Raw genomic sequence first — 21,023 nt, forward strand, 5'->3', positions numbered from 1 at the left:
ATGTTTATCAATTTCAAAATTAGAATAGTGCTGATCTATCGACGAGAGCCTATTCTTTCCGGGTAGAAAAGGAGACGTTGATGACCCTTACCGAATTACGCTATTTGCTGGCATTAGCCGAAGAAAAGCATTTTGGCAAAGCGGCCGATCGTTGTCATGTGAGTCAGCCTACGCTAAGTGTTGCTATTCGCAAGCTAGAGCAACGGCTAGATGTACAAATCTTCGAACGGGGTCGCAGTATGGTGATGATCACCCCGATCGGAGAACTGCTGATTGCTCAAGCCAAAAAAGTCATTGAACAGGCCGATCGTTTGGAAATGTTGGCCCGCAATACCGGCGATGACCTGAGTGGTACGCTGAAACTCGGTGCAATTTATACGGTAGCGCCCTATCTTTTTCCCCAGCTCATCCCGCAACTGCGTCGTGTTGTTCCTGAGATGATGCTGGAGATCGAAGAGAATTACACGGCGCGGTTGCGCGAGCGCCTGCGCAATGGCCAGATTGATGTCGCCATTATTGCCCTGCCCTTCACCGAAACCGATGTGTTAACCAAGGCGGTCTATAAAGAAGATTTCGAAGTACTCTTACCAGCCAATCATGAATTAGCCGGACAAGACAGTGTATCCGCCGATCAACTAAACGACACCAACTTGCTGCTACTGGGCGAAGGTCACTGCTTTCGCGATCAGATTTTACAGGCCTGCCCGACCATTGCACAGGCTACCCGCGACCCGCATGGCAAGGTGAAGACCATGGCCGATGGCAGCTCGTTAGAGACCATTCGCCACATGGTGGCCTCCGGGTTGGGTGTGACCATTCTGCCGCGCAGCGCCTTGATTCATACGCCCTATTCCAAAGAGTTTTTAACCTCTCGCCCGTTCGTCAATGACCCGCCGCAACGCACAGTTGCCATGGCTTGGCGGGCCAGCTTCCCGCGACCAAAAGCCATTGATGCGCTCGAAACCGCCATAAAGGCTTGCAAACTATGATCTTAGCGCGCGTGGCAGCCATGTGTGTTGGCCTGCTTACCCTGTTGTTTTGCAGTGCCTTGGCATGGTCGCAAGGCGCACCCGTTGCGCAAGATGCTATCCTTCCGCTTCCTGAGCAGACAATGTCGCTGCAACAACTGGATCAAGACTTAATGCGCCTATCGGTTACCCGGCAGGCGCTGGAAGCCCGCTTACAAACGGTGCAAGCGCAACATCGCCGGTTGCAAGAAAACGAAAGTGCATTGAATGAGCATATCTTGGCGCTTGCCGGCAGTGTGCAAATCTATCGCGTGTTGCAACAACAGCGCGCGGCGCTGCCCAATGTTTCACTGGACGCGGATTTATCGGACCTTATTGCCGACACGCGCTTGCGGCAATTCGAGATTTCACAACTGCAACAAAGCACCTTGGACAACAACCTGCCGGTTGAGGAATTGCTCGACGAGCTGCAAACCTTGGTCAGTCTGGCGGTGATGTTGCAAAGCGAGCAGCGCGCGTTGGCCTCCACCAGCGAACGCCTGCGCGATTCGCTGGCAGAACAGCTGTTTTGGATTCCCAGTAACCCGCCCATCGGCGTACCTTGGCTGCTGCAATTCCCCGCCCAACTGGGCCAACAAATCGTTCAACTACCCCGGAGCCTCCGGCTGGGGTTTGATGCCCAAGCATTGAGTTTATGGCAAACCTTATTGGCGCTGGCCCTATTTGGCAGTGGCATCGCCGCGTGGCGATCAAAGTCCTGGATTGCCCGCCAACTGCAACGCATAAATGACGAGATGACGGCCTACACCGACGCTTTGCACAGCAATCATTTTCAGTCGTGGGAGAAGATCGAAATCACCCTCGACGAACCCCTCCCACCGGAGCCACCGAACATCTGGCTAACGGTGCAGGCCCTGTGTTGGGTGGCCCTTCAGGCCTTACCCCTCACTTTGATTATTCTTTCTTTTGGTACCTTGTTGACGCATTGGGAAACGCAAGATGTGATGGCTATTGGCCCGGCACTGCTGGCGTTTGCATTCAGTTTATTTGTGGTGCTTTTTTTACGCCGCGTGCTGACGACTTCGCAGCTTGCGCATCGTCATTTCAATTGGCCCCGCGAACAACGTGAGATTTTGACGCACTTCTTAAGCCGCTTTTCATGGGTATTGCTTCCCACTAGCTTCATCTTGGCGCTGGCAGAGCAACAAACGGTGTCCTTGGCCGATGATGTCCTTGGGGTCTGGGTCATGTTGGCATCCGGGACGGCCATCGCATGGCTTTTTTCCCGCTTGCTTCGGCGTCTACCCAAGATCTATCGCTCACAGGCGGTGCATTGGTTACTCACGGCAGTTTTGGTGCTCCTGCCCCTAGGCTTGGTGTTGTTAACGTTGGCCGGATATTACTACACGGCCTTGCAACTCACCGGTCGTTTACTGGCGACGTTTTATGTGTTGGCAGGCTGGGTGATTGTCGAAGTCACCGTTATGCAAGGTATTAACCACTCAACCGCGCGCCTAAAACGCCAACGCGACGAAGAAGCGCAGAGAAACGCTCGACAAAACACCAACACTCCGGCAGACAAACAAACCGTCATATTGGAACCCGAGGTGCGGGCAGAGCTTCAACAAGTACGCCAACAAACCTTGCGCCTGGCTCGATTTCTGTTGTTAGCGGTATTTGGCGGGCTTCTCTACTGGGTTTGGGCAGATCTGTTCACGGCCCTTGGCTATTTGGACACTCTGGTGCTATGGGAGTACGGAGGGCCGGAGTCTCCAACGCCAATGAGCATGGCCGACTTTATCACGGCACTCTTTATTGTCGGTATTACCCTATTTATGGCCGCCAATTTGCCTGGCGTGCTGGAAATGCTGGTGTTGTCTCGACTAGCGTTACAACAAGGCAGTGCCTACGCCATTACTACCTTGTTCAACTACATCATCACCTCGATTGGTATCGTTATCGCGCTTTCCAGCCTCGGCGTCAGTTGGGACAAACTGCAGTGGTTAGTTGCTGCCCTTAGTGTCGGCTTGGGTTTCGGCTTACAAGAAATCTTCGCCAATTTTGTATCCGGCTTGATCATACTGTTCGAACGTCCGGTGCGTATTGGTGATGTTGTTACGTTGGGCAATTTATCCGGCCGTGTCCGGCAAATTCGTATCCGCGCCACCACCATCACTGATTTTGACCGTAAAGACATCATCGTGCCCAACAAAACCTTTGTCACCGAACAGCTCATCAATTGGTCGCTGACGGATACAGTGACACGGGTTATTGTGCATGTAGGTGTGGCCTATGGTTCCGACCTGGAACTTACGCGAAAAATATTGCTCGATGCGGCTCATGCCAACCCCAGAGTGCTGCATGATCCTGAGCCCCAAGTGCTATTTTTGAATTTTGGTGCCAGCACCCTCGACCACGAGTTGCGCATTCATGTGCACGAACTGCTCGACCGCAACCCCGCCATTGACGAAATCAACCGCTACATCGACCGCGAATTCGCTGCCGCGGGCATTGAGATTGCCTTCCAACAAGTCGATATACGGTTACGCAACAGTGAAGGGGTGGAACGGTTGATTGAGCAACAACGGCGTGGCCCGACCCCGAAATCCGACCAAGGCTAGGTTGCACGTTCAACCGCTTCAGCCAGCGTGCTGGTCAACATAAACTTGCCGTCTTCCGGCTGCACGCCTGCCCGCACTAAGGCTTTGAGGGGCTGAAACTGCACATCCGCCAACACCAGTTCAATGCCATGGCGAGCACAATGCTGGCGGAACGCCGCCAGGCCATCCAGGCCGCCGGCATCCAATACCGACACCCCATCTAAATACAGAATCACCCCGCGCTTGCCAGTGCTCATTGTTCGCAGCTCGGTGAATACACGGTCTACAGCCGCGAAGAAGATGGGGCCGGTAATTTTAAAAATTGCCCACCCGTCAGGCAGCCCCTGCGGTGCATGTTTGGGGTGCGTTGAGACATCCTGCACCCGCGTCATCACCGACACTTGCTGAATAAACAAGAATCCGGCAATTACCACACCCACAAAAATAGCCACCACCATATCCACCAGTACCGTCAGCACCGCGCACAGTATCAGCACGGCAATGTCACCCTGTGGCGCCTTTTTCACCAGATGCACCACGTGATGCCGCTCGCTCATTTGCCACGCCACCATCAGCAACAAAGCCGCCATGGATGCCATGGGCAAATACCCCAACCAGGGCGCAAACCATAATAAGGCGGCACCGACGACCAGCGCATGGGTCATCGCGGCAATGGGCGTACGCGCTCCGGAACGATAGTTGGTGGCCGACCGTGCCAAAGCAGCCGTAGCGGTAATGCCACCAAAGAACGGAACCAACATATTGCCAATACCCTGCCCCACTAATTCCGCATTGGCGTCGTGCCGATGGCCGGACATATTATCCATGACCACTGCACACAGTAAGGACTCAATAGCCCCCAACATGGCAATGGCAAATGCAAAGGGCAGCAATTCGCGCGCTAGGGCAAATAACCAAGCAGCACCTGCCAAGTTACCGGCCCATGGCCAATTAAAGGTCGGTAGAAAAGGCGGAATACCCGTACCCTGCGTACCATCAGGCAAGGTGAATTGAAAGCGATCGGCCAAGGTTTCAACGGCAAACCCAAATTGTTGCAGCAACATGGCGGCGAATACGCCCACTAAGAGCGCAGGCAAATGCGGCGGAATGCTTGTGGGTAGGCGACGCCATAGGATTAACACCGCCAAGGTAATGCCGGTAATCAACAACGCAGGCCATTGCGTCTGCGGTAGCGCCAACAGCATGGTCCATAATCGCGCTAGGTAGAACTCCGGCAATTCCTCAAAATGCAGCCCAAGGCTATCGGGGATTTGTAAGGTCGCAATGACCACGGCAATACCGGCGGTAAACCCCAGCACAACGGACGATGGAATGAACTCAATCAGGCGGCCAAAGCGCGCTACACCCATGAACACCAGCATGACGCCGGCCATTAAGGTCGCCAGTAAAAGACCTAACAGTCCATACTGCAAAACGATGGGTTGCAGTATCACAATAAAGGCCGCCGTAGGCCCGGAAACCGATAAACGAGCGCCACCCAGTAACGCAATAAAGAAGCCAGCCACCAAAGCGGTGAACAACCCATGTTGCGGCGGTAAGCCGATGGCGATAGACAAGGCCATGGAGAGCGGAATGGCCACAATGCCCACCGTAAGCCCGGCCATGACATCACTGCGCACATCCTGTCCATGGTACGGCTCGCGGAAAACACTGGTGATAAAAGCAACAGCGAGCGGAATCTTAACCGAAAGGCGCATACAACCGTCCACGTGAAGGCAATTAAGGAAATACTGAATTAATGCTAACTGAATTAAAGATTAAGTACAGCTCATCGATACAGACTTGCAATAAAAAGTCCATAAGGGCAAATTGATTACGGAAAAACCTTACCCCATTTTCAGGAGCCACAGTGAGCGACTTCCGCAGCGATACCGTAACTCAACCCTCCCTGGCAATGAAAGACGCCATGTTGGCCGCCCCATTAGGGGATGATGTATTTGCAGGCGACCCGACGGTCAATGCCCTTCAAAGCATGGCGGCGGATATGCTGGGATACGAGGCGGCGCTTTTCGCCCCCAGCGGCACACAAACCAATTTAATTGCTCTAATGACCCACTGCCAGCGTGGCGATGAGGCCATCGTCGGGCAGCAGTGGCATACCTACCGCTGGGAAGGCGGCGGCATGGCCGTGCTGGGTTCTATTCAACCGCAGCCGGTGCCACACCAGCCAGACGGCACCCTTGCTCTTGCCGATATTGAAGCGGCGATCAAACCGGATGATCCGCATTTTGCCCGTACCCGTTTATTGGTGATTGAAAATACCCATGGCGGAAAAGTGCTGCCCATGTCGTATATGCATGCTGCCGCCGAACTGGCTAAGTCACGCGGATTGGTGACCCACATCGACGGTGCACGTTTGTTCAATGCCGCCGTGTCGATTGCACACGAAGACGGTGCAGATCCTATCGTTACTGCCCGTGCACTTTGCCAGGGTTACGACTCGGTCTCTATTTGCTTGTCGAAAGGACTAGGCGCGCCCGTGGGTTCTCTGTTGCTTGGTTCGCAGAACTTTATTCAGCAAGCCCGACGCGTTCGTAAAATGCTGGGTGGTGGCATGCGCCAAGCCGGTATCCTAGCCGCCGCTGGGCGCTACGCGTTGGAAAACAATATTCACCGGCTGGCGGAAGATCACTTGAACATTCTGACCCTCGCCAGTGAGCTGCGTCGCGTATGCGATGAATCACCCGATCTGAAGGGTAAGGTCGTGGTGCATGACGCCAACACCAACATTTTGTTTATGGACGTTGATGCCACTCTGGCACCCAGCTTGCTCAAACATCTGGCCGAGCATGGTGTGTTGGTGACCAGCGGGTCTCAACGTGGGGCCAGCGGGCCGGTGGTCCGGGTACGCTGGGTCACACATTTGGACATCGGTGATGAAGACATTGATCAAGCTATTCAGGCGATGTCGAATTTCGCGCTTTAAGCCACGCAATAAATTGCTCGACCGGTTGCGGTCGGGCAATCAGATACCCTTGTACCGCATCGACCCGCAGTTTACGCAACAGCTTTAATTGCTCCGACGTCGACACCCCCTCCACGACCACACGCAAGCGTAAACTGCGCGCCAGACCGATAGCCGACTTCAGCACCGAGAACTCCTGCCGCGCCATGCTGGTTTCGAGAATTGAACGATCAATTTTCAGCTCATTAACCGGCAATTCGTGAATGCGCGATAGAGACGAGTGTCCGGCGCCAAAATCATCAATGGAGAAACCCAGCCCCGATGCCTTGATCAGATCAACCGATTCCCGAACCGCACGCCCGGAACGCATAACAGCCGTCTCCGTCAGCTCCAACTTCAGGCGCAAGGCGTCACCCGCTTGAGTTTTCGCAATATCCAGTATGCGCGCAATGACATCCGGATGCGCGAGATCTTCGGCCGATATATTGATGGATAAGCCTATATCTATCCCGGCATGTTGCAGTTGATGATGGACACGACACACCTCTTGCGCCAGCCAGACCGTCAGCCGGGTGATGATGCCGGTTTCCTCAGCCAAAGGTACGAATACCATTGGCGACACCGCACCCAGGATCTTATGATGCCAACGCAACAGCACCTCGGCGGCGACAATTTCATCCCCTTGCAGATTCATTAAGGGCTGCAAATAGAGTTCGAGATTCGATTGATCAATCGCGGCTGACAAAGCACTCAACAAGAACAGCCGATCCAAGCTGTCTTGTTGGTGGGCTGGCTGGTACGCCAAGTGGTCAGGACTGAGGGTGACTAAATCCAGCGAAGACAAAGCCGCCTGCACCAAATCTTCTTCATCCAAATCGAAATCGGCACAGGCAATGGAAGAAAAAACCGGTGCCAGATCCACCTCAAAATTACCTACCGATACACCGCGTTCCAATACCTTTCGCAGCGCCACCAGCACCTCGTCCAAACCGTCACTGCGAATCAGAATGCCGAGTACCGCGTCTTCTATAGAGTAAAACGGCCCGTTGTCCAAACGTTCGTGATCGGCACGACCGTAAGCCAGATTGTCCGTGTGCGTTTCCGCCCAGCTCGCGAGACGTTCAGTAATGGCGACCAAGGCATTGTTCGCCACACTGATGCCCATGGTCCGCTCAATGTTTTGATGATGCTTAAAGCCGATCAACAGCAAGGTGCCGTGCAACGGTTTTTCCTGTTCCATAAACAACAACAGCGATTGCCGATTAGGGAGCTTCAAGCTGTCGTTGGTCAGGGCCTGCCGAATGAGTTTGGCCTGCAACTCCGTCGCATCGGCTTCTTTGCGCAACAGGTCTTTTTGCACCCGAATCATCCGGTTTTTTTCAGCGTAAATCTCCCGAACGACGGCTCCGGTGAGTATCATCACCGCCAGCACCGAGCCTAGCTCCAGTGCCGCTCCCGTCAACAAGGTATCGGGCACATAGCCTGCGCTACGCGCCACCAGAATCAGCATGCCGGCAATGATCAAGACAATCGCGGCAAAAAATATCTGGCCCCGTTCACTGCCCTGCAGTGAGGCCCTTAACCCGGCCAGCACCATGCCCAAGCCGACCAACGCCGTCATTATTTGACCGACTTTTACCCATTGCTGGTTTGGCCAAGGCAGTAGCAACGTCTTCACCAGGAACAGCACCAACAGCACGACCAACAGGTCACGCAAGGTACGCAGAATTCGCTGGTCATACCAGCGATAGGGTCGTTCGCCATGCAGGAACTGTAGGGTAAAGGACGCACCGCAGATCGCCGCCGTCATAGTGCCCACATAGGTCGCCAAATTCAGACCCGGCGAATTGGGCCATAAGAAAGCATACAACACACCATTGAGTTCGGCTTGAACTAAGAGAATGCTCAGAATCATGCCGCCAAAATAGAGTTCCATCGAGCGCCGGAGCAGCAAGCCAATGGCAAACGCCAGAAGTGCCGTAAAAACGAAGACACCACTCATCAAACCATGAAAATAGAGCTGGGCAGAATAACTGCCCAGCACTGCATCCATCGAGGGTGCCAATATGAGGGGAAACATGATTGCGCCGTCATTGGCGACATACAACAACAACTCATCCTCGGCCGTCAGTCCAAACGGCAGAGGGATGATGAAACGTGGCAACGACACCGGTCGATCAAAAAAAGATCGACGATCACCCACCGCAGCCAACAACTCAGGTGGTGCGCCATCACGGCGGACGTAAATATCAATATAGTCGACGAATGGCGAATTGAATACCAACACCGAATCATTTAAGGGTCGATCCGGCAATGGCATGCGCAACCACACACTCGACCGGCTAAACCCAAGGCTGTCTGTACTGGGCGGTAACCATTGCCAACCGGCATTGTCACTGGCCGGCAATGCCGAGATGTCCAGCGGCTCATCCGCCACCCAGTACTGCAATTCAAACGGCCATTCAGGAATAGAAAAGCGTGAAGGCTGTAACATCACCAACACAAAAACCAGCGCTGCAGCACTGATCAGCATTACCCGAAAACAGTAGGGGCAGCCACGCTCTCGTTCCATAGTCCACTCTAAAACTTTATTACTTTATCTTAGCGGCCGACAGTGACAGGAATTAAGGAAAACTTGCACTGTTCATAAATTTTTCCAGTCAATGCCACATTGGCGATGTTGAAAAATGTTAAAAACGAGCACTTCTTGTCGACATAAGCTAACCTTTACGTAAACTGCAGATTAGCCAATAGGTGGACGGAAAACAACGGTACGACCACAAACACAACAACCACAAGAACAACAAGAAGGTACCCTATGACGGATAAGCGACCCATAGATGTGCGCATAGTGCATCAACCGGTGTTCATCGACGGGAGTGATCTGAGCATTCCAACGCTGCGGGTGTTACAGGAAGACGGCAAACCCTACCCGAAGGCCAAGCTGCCCGATATCGACCAAACACTGGCGTTAAAAATATACGATACGTTTTTGTTCATACGTGCGTTGGATGAGCGGATGCTGGCGGCACAACGACAGGGTCGCATCAGTTTTTATCTGACCGCCACCGGCGAAGAAGCCACCGACATTGGCAGCACAGCCGCACTCGCGCATGATGACATGATCATGGCGCAGTACCGGGAACAAGGTGCGCTCGCCTTCCGCGGCTTTACGGTGGAACAATTCATGAACCAGATTTTTTCGAACGAAAAGGATCTGGGCAAGGGGCGGCAAATGCCGATTCACTATGGCTCAGCAGCCCTGCACTATCAAACCATTTCGTCACCCTTGGGTACGCAACTGCCGCAAGCCGTGGGTTATGCATACGGCTATAAAGCGCAAGACAAGAAGAACTGTGTGATCTGTTATTTTGGTGAAGGGGCGGCCTCGGAAGGCGACTTCCATGCGGCCTTGAACATGGCTGGCGTGCTGCGAGTGCCCGTCATTTTCTTCTGTCGCAACAATGGCTACGCCATCTCTACCCCAGCACATGAACAATTTGCCGGTGACGGCATCGCCCCGCGTGGTGTGGCCTTTGGCATTAAAACCATCCGGGTAGACGGCAACGACGTGCTGGCTGTCTTGCTGGCCACGCAAGAAGCCCGTCGACTCGCGGTGGAAGAAAACCAACCGGTACTGATTGAAGCCATGACCTACCGCTTGGGTGCGCACTCGAGCTCCGATGATCCATCCGGCTACCGCAGTAAATCCGAGGAAGACACCTGGCGTGCAAAATGTCCTGTCGCGCGCATGAAACAGTACCTGTTGTTGCAGGGTTGGTGGGACGAAGACCAAGACAGCGCGCGCAAAGATGCACACCGCAAAGCCATCATGGATGCCATGAAAGCGGCAGAAAAGCTCCCTGCCCCACCACTTGAAGATTTATTTAGCGATGTTTACGACGAAATTCCCTGGCACCTGAACGAACAGTATGAGGCGTTGAAAACGCATATTCAGCAGTACCCGGAGCAGTATAAGAAATCGTCCTGGAGGCTCAAGAATGACTAAAATGAACCTGCTACAGGCGATCAATAACGCCCTCGATACCGCGCTAAGCAACGACCCCAGCGTGGTGTGTTTCGGTGAAGATGTCGGTCATTTCGGCGGCGTGTTTCGTGCCACCAGCCACCTGCAAGAAAAGCATGGCCGCACCCGATGCTTTAATACCCCTCTGACCGAACAAGGCATCGTCGGCTTTGCCAACGGCTTAGCATCGCAAGGCATGACACCGGTCGCGGAGATTCAATTCGCCGACTACATTTTTCCGGCGTTTGACCAGATCGTGAACGAAGCGGCCAAATTCCGCTATCGCTCGGGCAACGAATTCAATGTGGGCGGCCTGACCATTCGTACCCCTTATGGCGGCGGCATCAACGGTGGGCATTACCACTCACAATCGCCTGAAGCCTATTTTACGCACACGCCAGGGTTAAAAATTGTCGTACCCCGCAACCCCGAGCAGGCCAAAGGGCTGTTATTGGCGTCCATTCATGACCAGAATCCGGTCATCTTCTTCGAGCCTAAAAAACTCTACCGGGCTTCCGTTGGGGAAGTGCCTGAAGGTATCTACGAGCACCCACTGGGTAAAGCGGATGTGGTACGTGAAGGCACCGACATCACCCTGTTGGCATGGGGTGCGCAGATGGACGCCATCGAACAAGCCGCCGACCTCGCGGCCAAAGACGGCGTATCCTGCGAAGTCATTGACCTGCGGACCCTGCTTCCGTGGGACCGCGATACCGTGGCTGCTTCGGTGCGCAAAACCGGTCGATTGCTGATCAACCACGAAGCACCGCGCACCTCCGGGTTTGGTGCGGAAATCGCTGCCGCGATTCAGGAAGTGTGCTTTCTGCATTTGGAATCGCCCATCGCACGTGTGTGCGGGCTGGATACGCCGTTCCCTCTGGCGTTGGAAAAAGAATACATGCCGGATCACTTAAAAACCTACGAAGCCATTAAGGCCAGTTTGGCTTACTGATCCTCGACACTACATTACGGAGCACGTCAGCGTATGAAAATCGATTTTATTCTACCCGACATCGGCGAAGGCATTGTCGAGTGCGAGCTGGTGGAATGGCATGTCAGCGAAGGCCAACACATTCAGGAAGACCAACCCGTGGCCGATGTCATGACCGACAAAGCATTGGTGGAAATCACCGCCATGCACACCGGTACGGTGAGCAAGCTATACTGCCAAAAAGGCGACATCGCCAAAGTGCATGCGCCCTTGTTTGAAATTGAGGTAGCGTCCGAGGACGCAGCGGGCGGGTCAACGACGGCTGAAGAAGTTAAACCTGCGCCTGCGCAGGATCAGCCAGCCGCCTCAACCACAGCGAAGGACACACCGGCAGCCACCAGCACGGCCTCTAGCGGTAAGGCATTAGCCAGCCCGGCGGTGCGGCGCATCGCCCGCGAGCACGACGTTGACTTAACGCAAGTGCCCGGGACCGGCAAAGATGGCCGTGTTTTGAAAGAAGACATAGTGGCATTTACGGAAGGCCACACCGCGGCTGCTCTGAATGCTCCCGCGCAGACAACAGCAGCGCTGCAAAACCCGTCAACTGACCGTACCGAACCCATTAAAGGGGTGAAGGCGGCGATGGCGAGGCAGATGATGGATTCGGTTTCTACTATTCCGCATTTTACCTACGCCGACGAGCTGGACATTACCGAACTGGATGCTGTACGTCAGCGTCTTAAGGATGCCTTTGCCCAAGAAGGTATTAAGCTCAGTATGATGCCGTTCTTTATGAAAGCGATGGCGTTGGCGATTCAGGCTTACCCTGTGCTGAACAGTCGCGTGAACGCAGACTGTACGGAAATCACTTATTTAGCGGACATCAATATCGGCATGGCGGCCGACACCCCAATGGGGCTGTTAGTACCCAATGTTAAAGGTGTGCAACGCTTGTCATTGAAAGAGGTGGCGCGTGAAGTCAACCGACTGACGGACGCAGCGCGCGCTGGTCGGGTAGCGCCGAATGATATGAAGGGTGGCACCATCAGCATTTCGAATATTGGGGCGATTGGTGGTACGGTGGCAACGCCGATCATTAACAAGCCGGAGGTGGCGATTGTGGCATTAGGCCGCGTGCAGGCGCTACCGCGCTTTGCGGCTGACGGGTCGGTGGTGGAGCGGAAAATCATGCAGGTGAGTTGGTCAGGAGACCATCGGGTGATCGACGGCGGCACCATTGCGCGGTTCTGCAATCAATGGAAGGCTTACCTCGAAGACCCTATGCAGATGCTGGCAGATCTTCGCTAAGCTGGATTAATTAAAGCGATAGTTTTTCCGTTGCCGGTCATCACCTTCGTTGGGGGTTGTCCGTGCCCGCGCCTTGGGCTCCTGCCCAAGAGGCGCTAGTCGGGCTCCTGCCCTCTGGCACTGGACACCCCCAACGCGGCGATGACCTACCATAAGTAATCATCAATTCAGGCCCTAAGACCAACTTTTCTCCCTTGTTGAGCAATTTGGTATGAACTGATCTACTGAGTTGTGGCTGAATTTAATTGATGTGTTTAATGTTGAGCTAGGCTGCTGGATTGGGTTCAGGGGTGTCTATTCCAGAGGGCAGGAGAGCGATTAGCGCGTTTTGGACAGGAGTCCAACAGCGCGGGAATAGATCACCCCTGAACCCAGGCCAAAGCAGCCGGTCACTAAACAGGAACGCCGGTAAGAAATGAGGACTGTGTGAACCAACCCGTGTTGCAGCAGTTTTACATCAATGAAGAACAGTCTATCTATTTGATGAGCCATCAGGACGCTCAGAAGATAAAAGACTGGGTGCAGTTGTGCATCAACCAACTGCAACAACTGGGGTTTGCACAGATACAGTTTATTGGTAAAGGTGCCTACGGGTTTGTGTTTGGCGGCAACGCCGACGATGGCACGGAATATGTGTTCAAATTTTCCCGCATTAACCTCCCCCAGCATATTCAGGATCGCTTGGAAGACGAAGCTTGGATGCAAAGCCAAATTTTGCACCCGCAAATTCCTACCGTAAGTGAATACACCAAAATTGGCCGCCAGTCTGTTCTGATGATGGAACGCGCACGCGGCATGGACCTTGAGGCCTACACCGTGCGCTATGGAAAGCTCTCGCCCCGGCTCATCATCAAAATTGCCGCCCAACTGATCGATGTTCTCCAAGCCTTGCGTGACTTCCACACTGTGGAAGGCGACAGCCCCATTGTGCATGGTGATATCAAACCCTCGAATATCGTCTTTGACCCACAAACTGAACGCATCAAACTCATCGATTGGGGTTCCAGCGTGTTTGCCCAAGTAGACATCAACGGCCAACCGATTGGCCGCAACGCCTTTGGCTTGATGAGTGAAGACATGAACCACACCAACGCCAAGCTGGGCGATGTCTATTTTATCGGTGAAGAACAACTGAACGGCGGGCTAAGTTCGCCGAGGTTCGACGAACAAGGCGCCGCTGCCACCCTCTATGCCCTGGCCTCGGGACAAAGCTGCCGCTATGGCTATGAAGCCATTCCTGTCACGGCGTTGGGTTTACCGCAAGAATTCGCCGTCACGCTCCAAATCCTGCTCAGCGGTGATGATGCGCAGCGGCGGACAGCGGGCGACTACTGGTTCCGCCGCATGCCGCAGATGAAGAACCTGGTGATGCTTGACCTGCCGGGTGACGACGAAAAACCGCAGGTGCCGGTCTGGGCCTTTGACGACCAACCCGATATCGAAAGCGTGGTGTACAGCTCACGCAAGAGCTTCCTACGAGCCGGAAACTTAGACCCGTACATGCTGGCCGAGGTGGATGACGTTGAACTGGAAAAATACTACAAAAACTTTATGCACGGCATGGGCAACACCGAACGGGCGTTTTTAGCCGCCATCAGCCGCTTGGGGAAATACCCCATTTTGGGCGGTTTAGCCGTACGCTGGGAAGGTGACGAAGTGTTTATTGATTCCAGCCTAAACCTGCACGATAGCCGACTGAAGAAATCCTTCATCACGACGGTGAACAACATCGTCACCCTAGCCCGCGCCATTCATCGGCAAGGGGTGTTCAAATGTTGCATGTTCAACGCGAAGAACACCCAGCACATTGACCGAGTGTCGGAATCTGAACCGTTCATGCCACCGGCGGGACTTCATATACCCTTTGATGTGCACACAGCACCCTTAAGCGAAGATAAAAGCCGCAACCATTCGTATTTTGAAGACGGGCAAGACCCCGATGAATTTTTAACGCTGCCCGACGAGATCATGCGCGAAATCACTCTGCTGAATGACATTCGCCATACTGGGCTCATTATCTTTGAGGCGCTGCCCACACACCTCAAAATTCACAATTACTACGTCTTGCTCGATGACACTCGGCAGTTGGAATTTGCCGCCGCTTTAAAACGCATCGTGCAGGCCATACCCCTCATTCAAGGCTTGGGCGTATCGGGGTTTATGAAAATGCCGTACAAAAATACGCGCAAATTCGGCATACAACCCCGACTCGCGGACCGCTTCTACCCAAAAAATCCGAAGGCGATGCGATAAACGACCAAACTTGATCAACCAAATGGCTTAACGCCAATGAGCCACCCATGCAGGAACAATGCAAACACGCCCCATGCTACCAGCCCTATCACCACCGCAATGGCATCGCGCTGCGCGCTGATCGCCTTATAGGTCACGCCATTGGCGCGATCACGACGACGTGCTTTAGCGTATATGGCTACCGACCACACCAGAAAACTGCCGAACAAGATTACATCCGCTAACGTACCGTTCGACAACACATGCGCCAAGGCCCACACCTTTACGCCCAACACCATGGGATGCCCGAGTCGGGCTTTAATGTGGGTGCCAGGGACAAAGGCAGCGACCAGAAAAATGAAGGAAAACAACATCAGTAACGCGGCAATGTGCGCCAGGGCAACAGGTGGCACCCACAGCCACACCATATTTTGCCGCGCCAATCCATAACCCCAGATGATCAATACAAACCCCACCAGAGAAATCACTGTGTAAAGCCCCTTCCACGGCCCTTCTCCCAAGCGGTTCATCCAGTGATCGCGTGCGGAGTCTGATACCAAGCGCACGGAATGAATGCCCAAAAACAATATCAAGCCCAAAATCATAACCGCCATACACTGTCCCTCACGATGCTTTAAATGGTTGTGGGCAGCATAGACGCTTTATGGCCTGCACTCCAGTATCTTGCCGGACAGATATTGTTATCCATTTGCCCTTTGCGCTGAAATTCGTTACAAAGCAGCTCCGTTTTCTGCAGGACGATTTTACTGTGTGGTTTAAAAATGCCTTTGTTTACCAAGTCCGTGATTCCGAATTTCTCCGCCGTCTGACGTCGCCACGCGATCTCAGCCCGCATGCGTTCCATAACTGCTTACCGACGCAACCAGTGAGCATGGGTTTAATTGCCCCGCATCCAGAAATGACCGACCTGCAACTGAGTACAAAACAGTTTTTGGTGTGGCAACTGCGCCGTGAAGAGCGTTTGCTGCCCTCTTCGGTAGTCAATGAAGTACTGGCCGAACGGGTGGCCGAGGTGCAACGTAAAGAAGACCGCCGTGTTGGGCGTAATGAAAAGATGGATTTAAAAGACGAAGTCACCTTGGACTTATTGCCGCGTGCCTTCACCCGCAGCCAGCGCCACTTGGTGATTGTTGACCTGGAAGCGGGTTGGCTGTTCGTGCAATGCGGCAGCGAAGCCCGTGCTGACGACATCACAGCATTTTTACGCGATGCCTTGGGCGAACTGCCCATCGTGCCTCTTGGCTCGCTGTGCCAGCCGGAGCCGGTGGTGGCCGACTGGTTGATCAACAATAATTTGCCCGCAGGCGTTACGGTGATGGACGAGTTAGGCCTAAAACATGGCACGGAAGACGGCGTGATCAAAGTCCGTCAGTTGCCGTGGGACAGCGAGGAAGTGCAAACACTGCTGAACGCAGGCTATCGCCCAAGCGAGGTACTGCTGAACTGGAACGAACAGGTAACGGTGCTGTTAAACGACAAGTGCGTGTTCAAACGCCTGAAATACAGCGACGACATGCTGGAGCAAGCCGCACAAGAAGGCGGTGATTCCGCCATTGCCGAATGGGAAGCGGGCTTGCACATCATGACAGCGGCGTTGCGCGACCTAGCCAACCAAAGCCTCGGGTGGTTTAAAGCGGCCAACTAGGCCGCTTTAGCTAATGTGCCCGCCTAGCAAAGCCAATAGTGGTAAAGGAATAACTCTGCAACACCCGCGCAGCCTTGAGCAACTCAACTTGATGGGCTTGCTCGTGGCTTTCGCGCTCGGCGTCTTGGCGTTGCCGTTCGACAGCCGATAGAGCTTTGCGCGCATCATGTGTGGCCATGTCTTTCACCTGTTCATACAGGTTGTCACACGCGGCAAATTGCGCACGCTCGCTGTCAGCCAGTTCCAGCCCGTCTAGCAAATGTTTTATACGAATCGCACCTTCTGACAGATTCAAATCCTTGTTCACCATATTGGCGGCAATGATCTGAATGCTGTCGACCAGAAAAGCCTCATGTTCCTGTTTCTTCCGCTCAAACTCGGCTTGCTCGGCCGCCTGTGCTTGGCGATGCTGGCGCAGTTTTATATGCAGCCAAGCGGCGTAACCCGCCAGTCCAAGCAGAACAATGGCAGCGACTAACATTAACCCAATCATAATATCCCCTGTTTTTCATACGCTTGCGCTTCGGCTTTACCGAGGAGGCGACAACTGTCGGATTCGGTGTCATAAATTAACACCCAAGCACCCGCCCTCAAGTCTTGTTTTATACGTTCTGCCTGTTCGGCTAAATTAAACCCTTCAACGCTTTGATCACTCAACTCACTGACCAAGTGAGCTTCGATAACCCCTGTCAGCGCTTCTTCTGACAACGCATCCCACGGGATCGGCACCAAGGCGGCGGTAGAATTGTTATAGTCCAAGCTCATGCTCCCATTCACAATGTACTTGCATGACCTGACTGCCCGGGACGTGATGGTCGCCATGGCAGGTCCAGGAAAAAACGTGATGACCGTTCAGCTCGGTTTCCAAATGAACGGTCGCGGAACGCCAATACATGCTCACCAGCAAGCGTTCAAATTTTGTGAGCCAACGCTCCCATTCATATTCCACCGCACGGTAGCTGCCCGCAAATTGAATCAGGGGAGTAACGTAGGTGCCCTGCTCTTCATGTATGCCGGGCAAGCGAAACATATCGGCGGTTAAATAGGGAAATTCATCGTGCTGACCTAAGGCCAAAATCGCGTTTCGATTGGTTTGTCGAAAATGCAAACTTTCAAACCGATCGGTAGAGGATACGGCGCGCACCACACCATAGACCAGTGATTCCTGATCCATCAAGGCTCACCCAGCAACTGGTGCCGTTTGTCCAGCCAAGTGGCCTCATCAATCACCGGCACACCCAATTGTTCGGCTTTGGCCAGCTTGCTGCCGGCGCCCGGCCCGGCAATCAAGCAGGTGGTTTGTACACTGACACTGCCAGCAACCTTAGCACCCAAGGCTTGCAAATCAGCCTTTACTTCATCGCGCGTCGCAGTTTCCAACTTTCCGGTGACGACCCAGGTTTCTCCGGCCAATGGCTGAGCATCTTGTGCGGGGACTTCAATGGCAGGCCAATGAACACCATGCCCGATCAAGCTGCGGATTTCGTCGATATTGTGCTCTTGCGCGAAAAACTGCCGAATGTGCTTGGCCATAATGGGGCCAACATCGGTTACGTCGGTTAAGGCATCTTCACTCGCGCGCATTAGATCGTCCAAATTCCCGAAATGCAGGGCCAAATTGCGCGCGGTGGTTTCGCCGACTTCACGAATCCCTAAGGCGAATAAAAAGCGGGGTAATGTCGTGTCCTTGCTCTCTTCAATCGCGGCGAGCACATTCTGGGCTGATTTTTCGCCCATGCGCTCCAAGGTCATCAACTGTTCAAACGTCAGTTGATACAGGTCGGAAAACTGCATAACCCACTGTTGTTCGATCAGCGTTTCCAGCAATTTCTCGCCCACACCATCGATGTCCATGGCTTTGCGCGATACATAGTGCTTTAACGCTTCCAAGCGCTGCGCGCCACAAGTAACACCCCCGGTACAGCGCGCTATCACTTCACCGTCCAAACGTTCAATGGGCGAGCTGCATACTGGACATTCACTGGGCAGCGGCACTTTGCGCGCATGGGCAGGCCGACGCTCTGGCACCGCCCGCAACACCTTGGGTATCACATCACCGGCGCGATGAATGATTACGGTGTCGCCTTCGTGCAAATCCAGCCGGGCGATTTCATCCATATTGTGCAGGGTGGCATTACTGACCATAACCCCACCCACTAAAACAGGCTGCAAGCGGGCTACTGGCGTGACGGCACCGGTACGGCCAATTTGAAAATCAATCCGTTCCAGCACGGTCATTTCTTCTTGTGCGGGAAACTTATGCGCAATGGCCCAGCGCGGTGCGCGTGATACCATACCGAGTTGCTGTTGCAGGCCGAGGTCATCGACTTTAAACACCACACCATCAATGTCATAAGGCAGGCTGGTACGCTTTTCTGCAATGCGTTGATAGTAGGCCACCAATTCATCCATGCCCTGTACACGGGCCATGTCGGCATTGATCCTAAAGCCCCACGTATTAAATTGCTTTAGACGCTCAAACTGGCTATTGGCGAGTTCACCACCTTCGATCAGGCCATAACCGTAGCAACAAAATTCCAAGGGCCGCTTGGCCGTCACTGCCGGGTCGATTTGGCGCAAACTGCCCGACGCGGCATTGCGCGGGTTCATGTAGGTTTTCTCACCCGCCGCCAAGGCCTGCTCGTTCATCCGATCAAATCCGCTGCGTGGCATGTAAATCTCACCACGCACTTCCAGGACCGTCGGAAACTCCGAACCTTGCAAGCGCAGCGGAACGGATGGGATGGTACGCACATTGGCGGTGATGTTCTCGCCGGTACTGCCGTCACCGCGCGTTGCCCCTTGCACCAGTACGCCATTCTCATACCGCAAGCTCACGGCAATACCGTCCAGTTTCGGCTCACAGCACCATGCCCAGGGTGTTGAAACCCCCTCTTTCGCCAAGCGCTCTTCAACTCGCCGATAGAAAGCGGCCAAATCATCTTCGTTGAAGGCATTGTCTAAAGACAACATAGGAATGGCATGGTCAACGGGCGTGAACCCACCAACGATGGCAGCACCGACACGTTGTGTGGGCGAGTCGGGCGTTACCAGCTCGGGATGCTCTGCTTCGAGAGCCTTCAGCTCTTGAAACAGACGATCGTATTCCGCATCGGGCACACTGGGGTCATCCAACACGTAGTACTGATAATTATGTTGTTGCAATTGCGTACGCAAAGCCTGCATACGCGCTTCGGTTGAATTCATGGATATGTTCTTAGTTATTGGCGTCCGGCAAACATCGGGTGCTGCAAGCGCCTAATTCACGTACGTCATTAGAAACTGGTCACCGTTGCGCTCGACTACACGCGTTTGACGAGTTGCGCCCGCTGATAGTTTCGTATGCGTTCACGGTAGTGTTCGAGTGTTTGCGGCGTCATGATGCTACGGGTGTCATCGTATAGGTCACCGTGTAAATGTTCACTGAGTGTCTGTGCGGCGTGCTCCATAGCAGCAAAAGCACTCATGGGGTTTGCCTGACACGGCAACTGCAAAAAGAAGGTGACCCCACGGGTGGCGAAGTGTTCTAAGTCGTCGATGTCGAATGTGCCGGGATTGTAGGCATTCGCTGCACTGTACTGCAGTCGGCCTTCATCATCGGTGGCGTGAAAGATGTTCATGGTGCCAAAGCGCATACCGCAGGCCAGCAAAATTTCCAGCAATGCCGTGCCGCTGAATTCATAGCTGTCTTGGGCCAGCACCGTCATGACGATCACTTCATCCGGCTCAGCCAGCATCTGTTGACCAGCGGCATCCACCTTACTGGTGTCCAACACATCCCGGTCATATTCCCACGCCGGTTCGGCATCGTCATCCATCAGGGATGACGTGGGCTCTGGTGTTGACTCTCGTCCGGCCTCGGGCTTGTCATGCACATCCTCTATACCGTCGTCGTCATAGGGTGCCTGATCAAGGTCTTCAGCACGCCAACGGTCTGATGCTTCGGTACGGTCGGGCGCAGTGTCGTCCAGTGTGTCCTTGTCGGTGGGGGACAACAAAGGGTCTGCTTCATCAGCCACCGGTTCCGGGGGCTGCAAATCGAACGCAAACTGCGTTTCTTTGGTCTCTGATTGATCTTCCGGCGGTGCTTCCTGCTCGACCGAATCCACCAGCATGGGTACTTTTTCCGTCAGTTGCAGTTTGCGTGTGCGCTCCTCAATAGCCACGGAGCGTTCATCCCGGGCGGCCACACGTTTCACCTTAATATCATTACTGGATGGGCGCTGCTTAAATTCGGGCGCCATAAAATTACCGCGAAATTTCTGCTGTCGCTTGACACGCCGCCATGCATCCACTGCCAACACCGCCATCAACAGGAGAGCCAGTACGATGATCCACTCTCGTAAGTCCATTCAATTCATACTC

The 21,023-nt window shown here is 53.8% G+C and carries 16 protein-coding genes; 8 read left to right on the top strand and 8 right to left on the bottom strand.

The window, feature by feature from the left end; translation table 11 throughout:
* Positions 1 to 80: 80 nt before the first annotated feature.
* Complete coding sequence (locus ACFOSD_RS10560) at positions 81 to 989, top strand: hydrogen peroxide-inducible genes activator (protein WP_380696275.1); 909 nt, start codon at positions 81 to 83, stop codon at positions 987 to 989.
* Positions 986 to 3,589, top strand: a complete 2,604-nt coding sequence (locus ACFOSD_RS10565) for a mechanosensitive ion channel domain-containing protein (RefSeq protein ID WP_380696277.1) — start codon at positions 986 to 988, stop codon at positions 3,587 to 3,589. The genes ACFOSD_RS10560 and ACFOSD_RS10565 overlap by 4 nt, the downstream gene beginning before the upstream one ends.
* Here the strand turns inward: ACFOSD_RS10565 and dauA are convergent.
* Complete coding sequence (dauA, locus tag ACFOSD_RS10570) at positions 3,586 to 5,286, bottom strand: C4-dicarboxylic acid transporter DauA (protein ID WP_380696279.1); 1,701 nt, start codon at positions 5,284 to 5,286, stop codon at positions 3,586 to 3,588. The genes ACFOSD_RS10565 and dauA overlap by 4 nt on opposite strands.
* 152 nt (positions 5,287 to 5,438) lie before the next feature.
* On the opposite strand from dauA, the gene ltaE reads away from it, so the two are divergent.
* Positions 5,439 to 6,515: a low-specificity L-threonine aldolase gene (gene ltaE, locus ACFOSD_RS10575; protein ID WP_380696281.1), complete on the top strand. Its 1,077-nt coding sequence runs from the start codon at positions 5,439 to 5,441 to the stop codon at positions 6,513 to 6,515.
* Here ltaE and ACFOSD_RS10580 read toward each other — a convergent pair.
* Positions 6,484 to 9,066 carry an EAL domain-containing protein gene (locus tag ACFOSD_RS10580; protein WP_380696283.1) on the bottom strand — a complete coding sequence of 861 codons (2,583 nt, stop codon included), beginning with the start codon at positions 9,064 to 9,066 and terminating at the stop codon, positions 6,484 to 6,486. The genes ltaE and ACFOSD_RS10580 overlap by 32 nt on opposite strands.
* A gap of 246 nt (positions 9,067 to 9,312) precedes the next feature.
* Here ACFOSD_RS10580 and ACFOSD_RS10585 point away from each other — a divergent pair, with 246 nt between their 5' ends.
* From ACFOSD_RS10585 to ACFOSD_RS10600, 4 genes are all read left to right on the top strand, one after another.
* Positions 9,313 to 10,503, top strand: a complete 1,191-nt coding sequence (locus ACFOSD_RS10585) for a thiamine pyrophosphate-dependent dehydrogenase E1 component subunit alpha (RefSeq protein ID WP_380696285.1) — start codon at positions 9,313 to 9,315, stop codon at positions 10,501 to 10,503.
* Entirely contained in the window at positions 10,496 to 11,473 is a 978-nt protein-coding gene (locus ACFOSD_RS10590; RefSeq protein WP_380696287.1) for an alpha-ketoacid dehydrogenase subunit beta, read from the top strand. The genes ACFOSD_RS10585 and ACFOSD_RS10590 overlap by 8 nt, the downstream gene beginning before the upstream one ends.
* A gap of 33 nt (positions 11,474 to 11,506) precedes the next feature.
* A complete protein-coding gene (locus ACFOSD_RS10595; protein WP_380696289.1) occupies positions 11,507 to 12,760 on the top strand; it encodes a 2-oxo acid dehydrogenase subunit E2 in 1,254 nt (417 codons plus the stop codon).
* Between the two features lie 426 nt (positions 12,761 to 13,186).
* Positions 13,187 to 15,013 carry a protein kinase domain-containing protein gene (locus tag ACFOSD_RS10600; protein ID WP_380696291.1) on the top strand — a complete coding sequence of 609 codons (1,827 nt, stop codon included), beginning with the start codon at positions 13,187 to 13,189 and terminating at the stop codon, positions 15,011 to 15,013.
* 14 nt (positions 15,014 to 15,027) lie between these two features.
* Here the strand turns inward: ACFOSD_RS10600 and ACFOSD_RS10605 are convergent, their stop codons facing one another.
* Positions 15,028 to 15,606: an NnrU family protein gene (locus tag ACFOSD_RS10605; protein ID WP_380696293.1), complete on the bottom strand. Its 579-nt coding sequence runs from the start codon at positions 15,604 to 15,606 to the stop codon at positions 15,028 to 15,030.
* Between the two features lie 155 nt (positions 15,607 to 15,761).
* Between ACFOSD_RS10605 and ACFOSD_RS10610 the strand changes: the two genes are divergently transcribed.
* Complete coding sequence (locus tag ACFOSD_RS10610) at positions 15,762 to 16,658, top strand: recombination-associated protein RdgC (protein WP_380696295.1); 897 nt, start codon at positions 15,762 to 15,764, stop codon at positions 16,656 to 16,658.
* Positions 16,659 to 16,668: 10 nt separating this feature from the next.
* Here the strand turns inward: ACFOSD_RS10610 and ACFOSD_RS10615 are convergent, their stop codons facing one another.
* The 5 genes from ACFOSD_RS10615 to zipA all read right to left on the bottom strand — a co-directional run bounded on the left by ACFOSD_RS10615 (position 16,669) and on the right by zipA (position 21,010).
* Positions 16,669 to 17,151 carry a DUF2489 domain-containing protein gene (locus ACFOSD_RS10615; RefSeq protein WP_380696297.1) on the bottom strand — a complete coding sequence of 161 codons (483 nt, stop codon included), beginning with the start codon at positions 17,149 to 17,151 and terminating at the stop codon, positions 16,669 to 16,671.
* Positions 17,148 to 17,423 carry a YheU family protein gene (locus tag ACFOSD_RS10620; protein ID WP_380696299.1) on the bottom strand — a complete coding sequence of 92 codons (276 nt, stop codon included), beginning with the start codon at positions 17,421 to 17,423 and terminating at the stop codon, positions 17,148 to 17,150. The genes ACFOSD_RS10615 and ACFOSD_RS10620 overlap by 4 nt, the downstream gene beginning before the upstream one ends.
* Complete coding sequence (locus ACFOSD_RS10625) at positions 17,407 to 17,832, bottom strand: hypothetical protein (protein WP_380696301.1); 426 nt, start codon at positions 17,830 to 17,832, stop codon at positions 17,407 to 17,409. The genes ACFOSD_RS10620 and ACFOSD_RS10625 overlap by 17 nt, the downstream gene beginning before the upstream one ends.
* Positions 17,832 to 19,865, bottom strand: coding sequence for an NAD-dependent DNA ligase LigA (gene ligA, locus ACFOSD_RS10630; protein ID WP_380696303.1), 2,034 nt, complete (start codon positions 19,863 to 19,865; stop codon positions 17,832 to 17,834). Before ligA ends, ACFOSD_RS10625 begins: the two co-directional genes overlap by 1 nt.
* A gap of 95 nt (positions 19,866 to 19,960) precedes the next feature.
* Complete coding sequence (gene zipA, locus ACFOSD_RS10635; protein ID WP_380696305.1) at positions 19,961 to 21,010, bottom strand: cell division protein ZipA; 1,050 nt, start codon at positions 21,008 to 21,010, stop codon at positions 19,961 to 19,963.
* Between the last annotated feature and the right edge of the window lie 13 nt (positions 21,011 to 21,023).

It is taken from the genome of Salinispirillum marinum, from assembly GCF_042650105.1.
Taxonomy (GTDB): Bacteria; Pseudomonadota; Gammaproteobacteria; order Pseudomonadales; family Natronospirillaceae; genus Salinispirillum; species Salinispirillum marinum.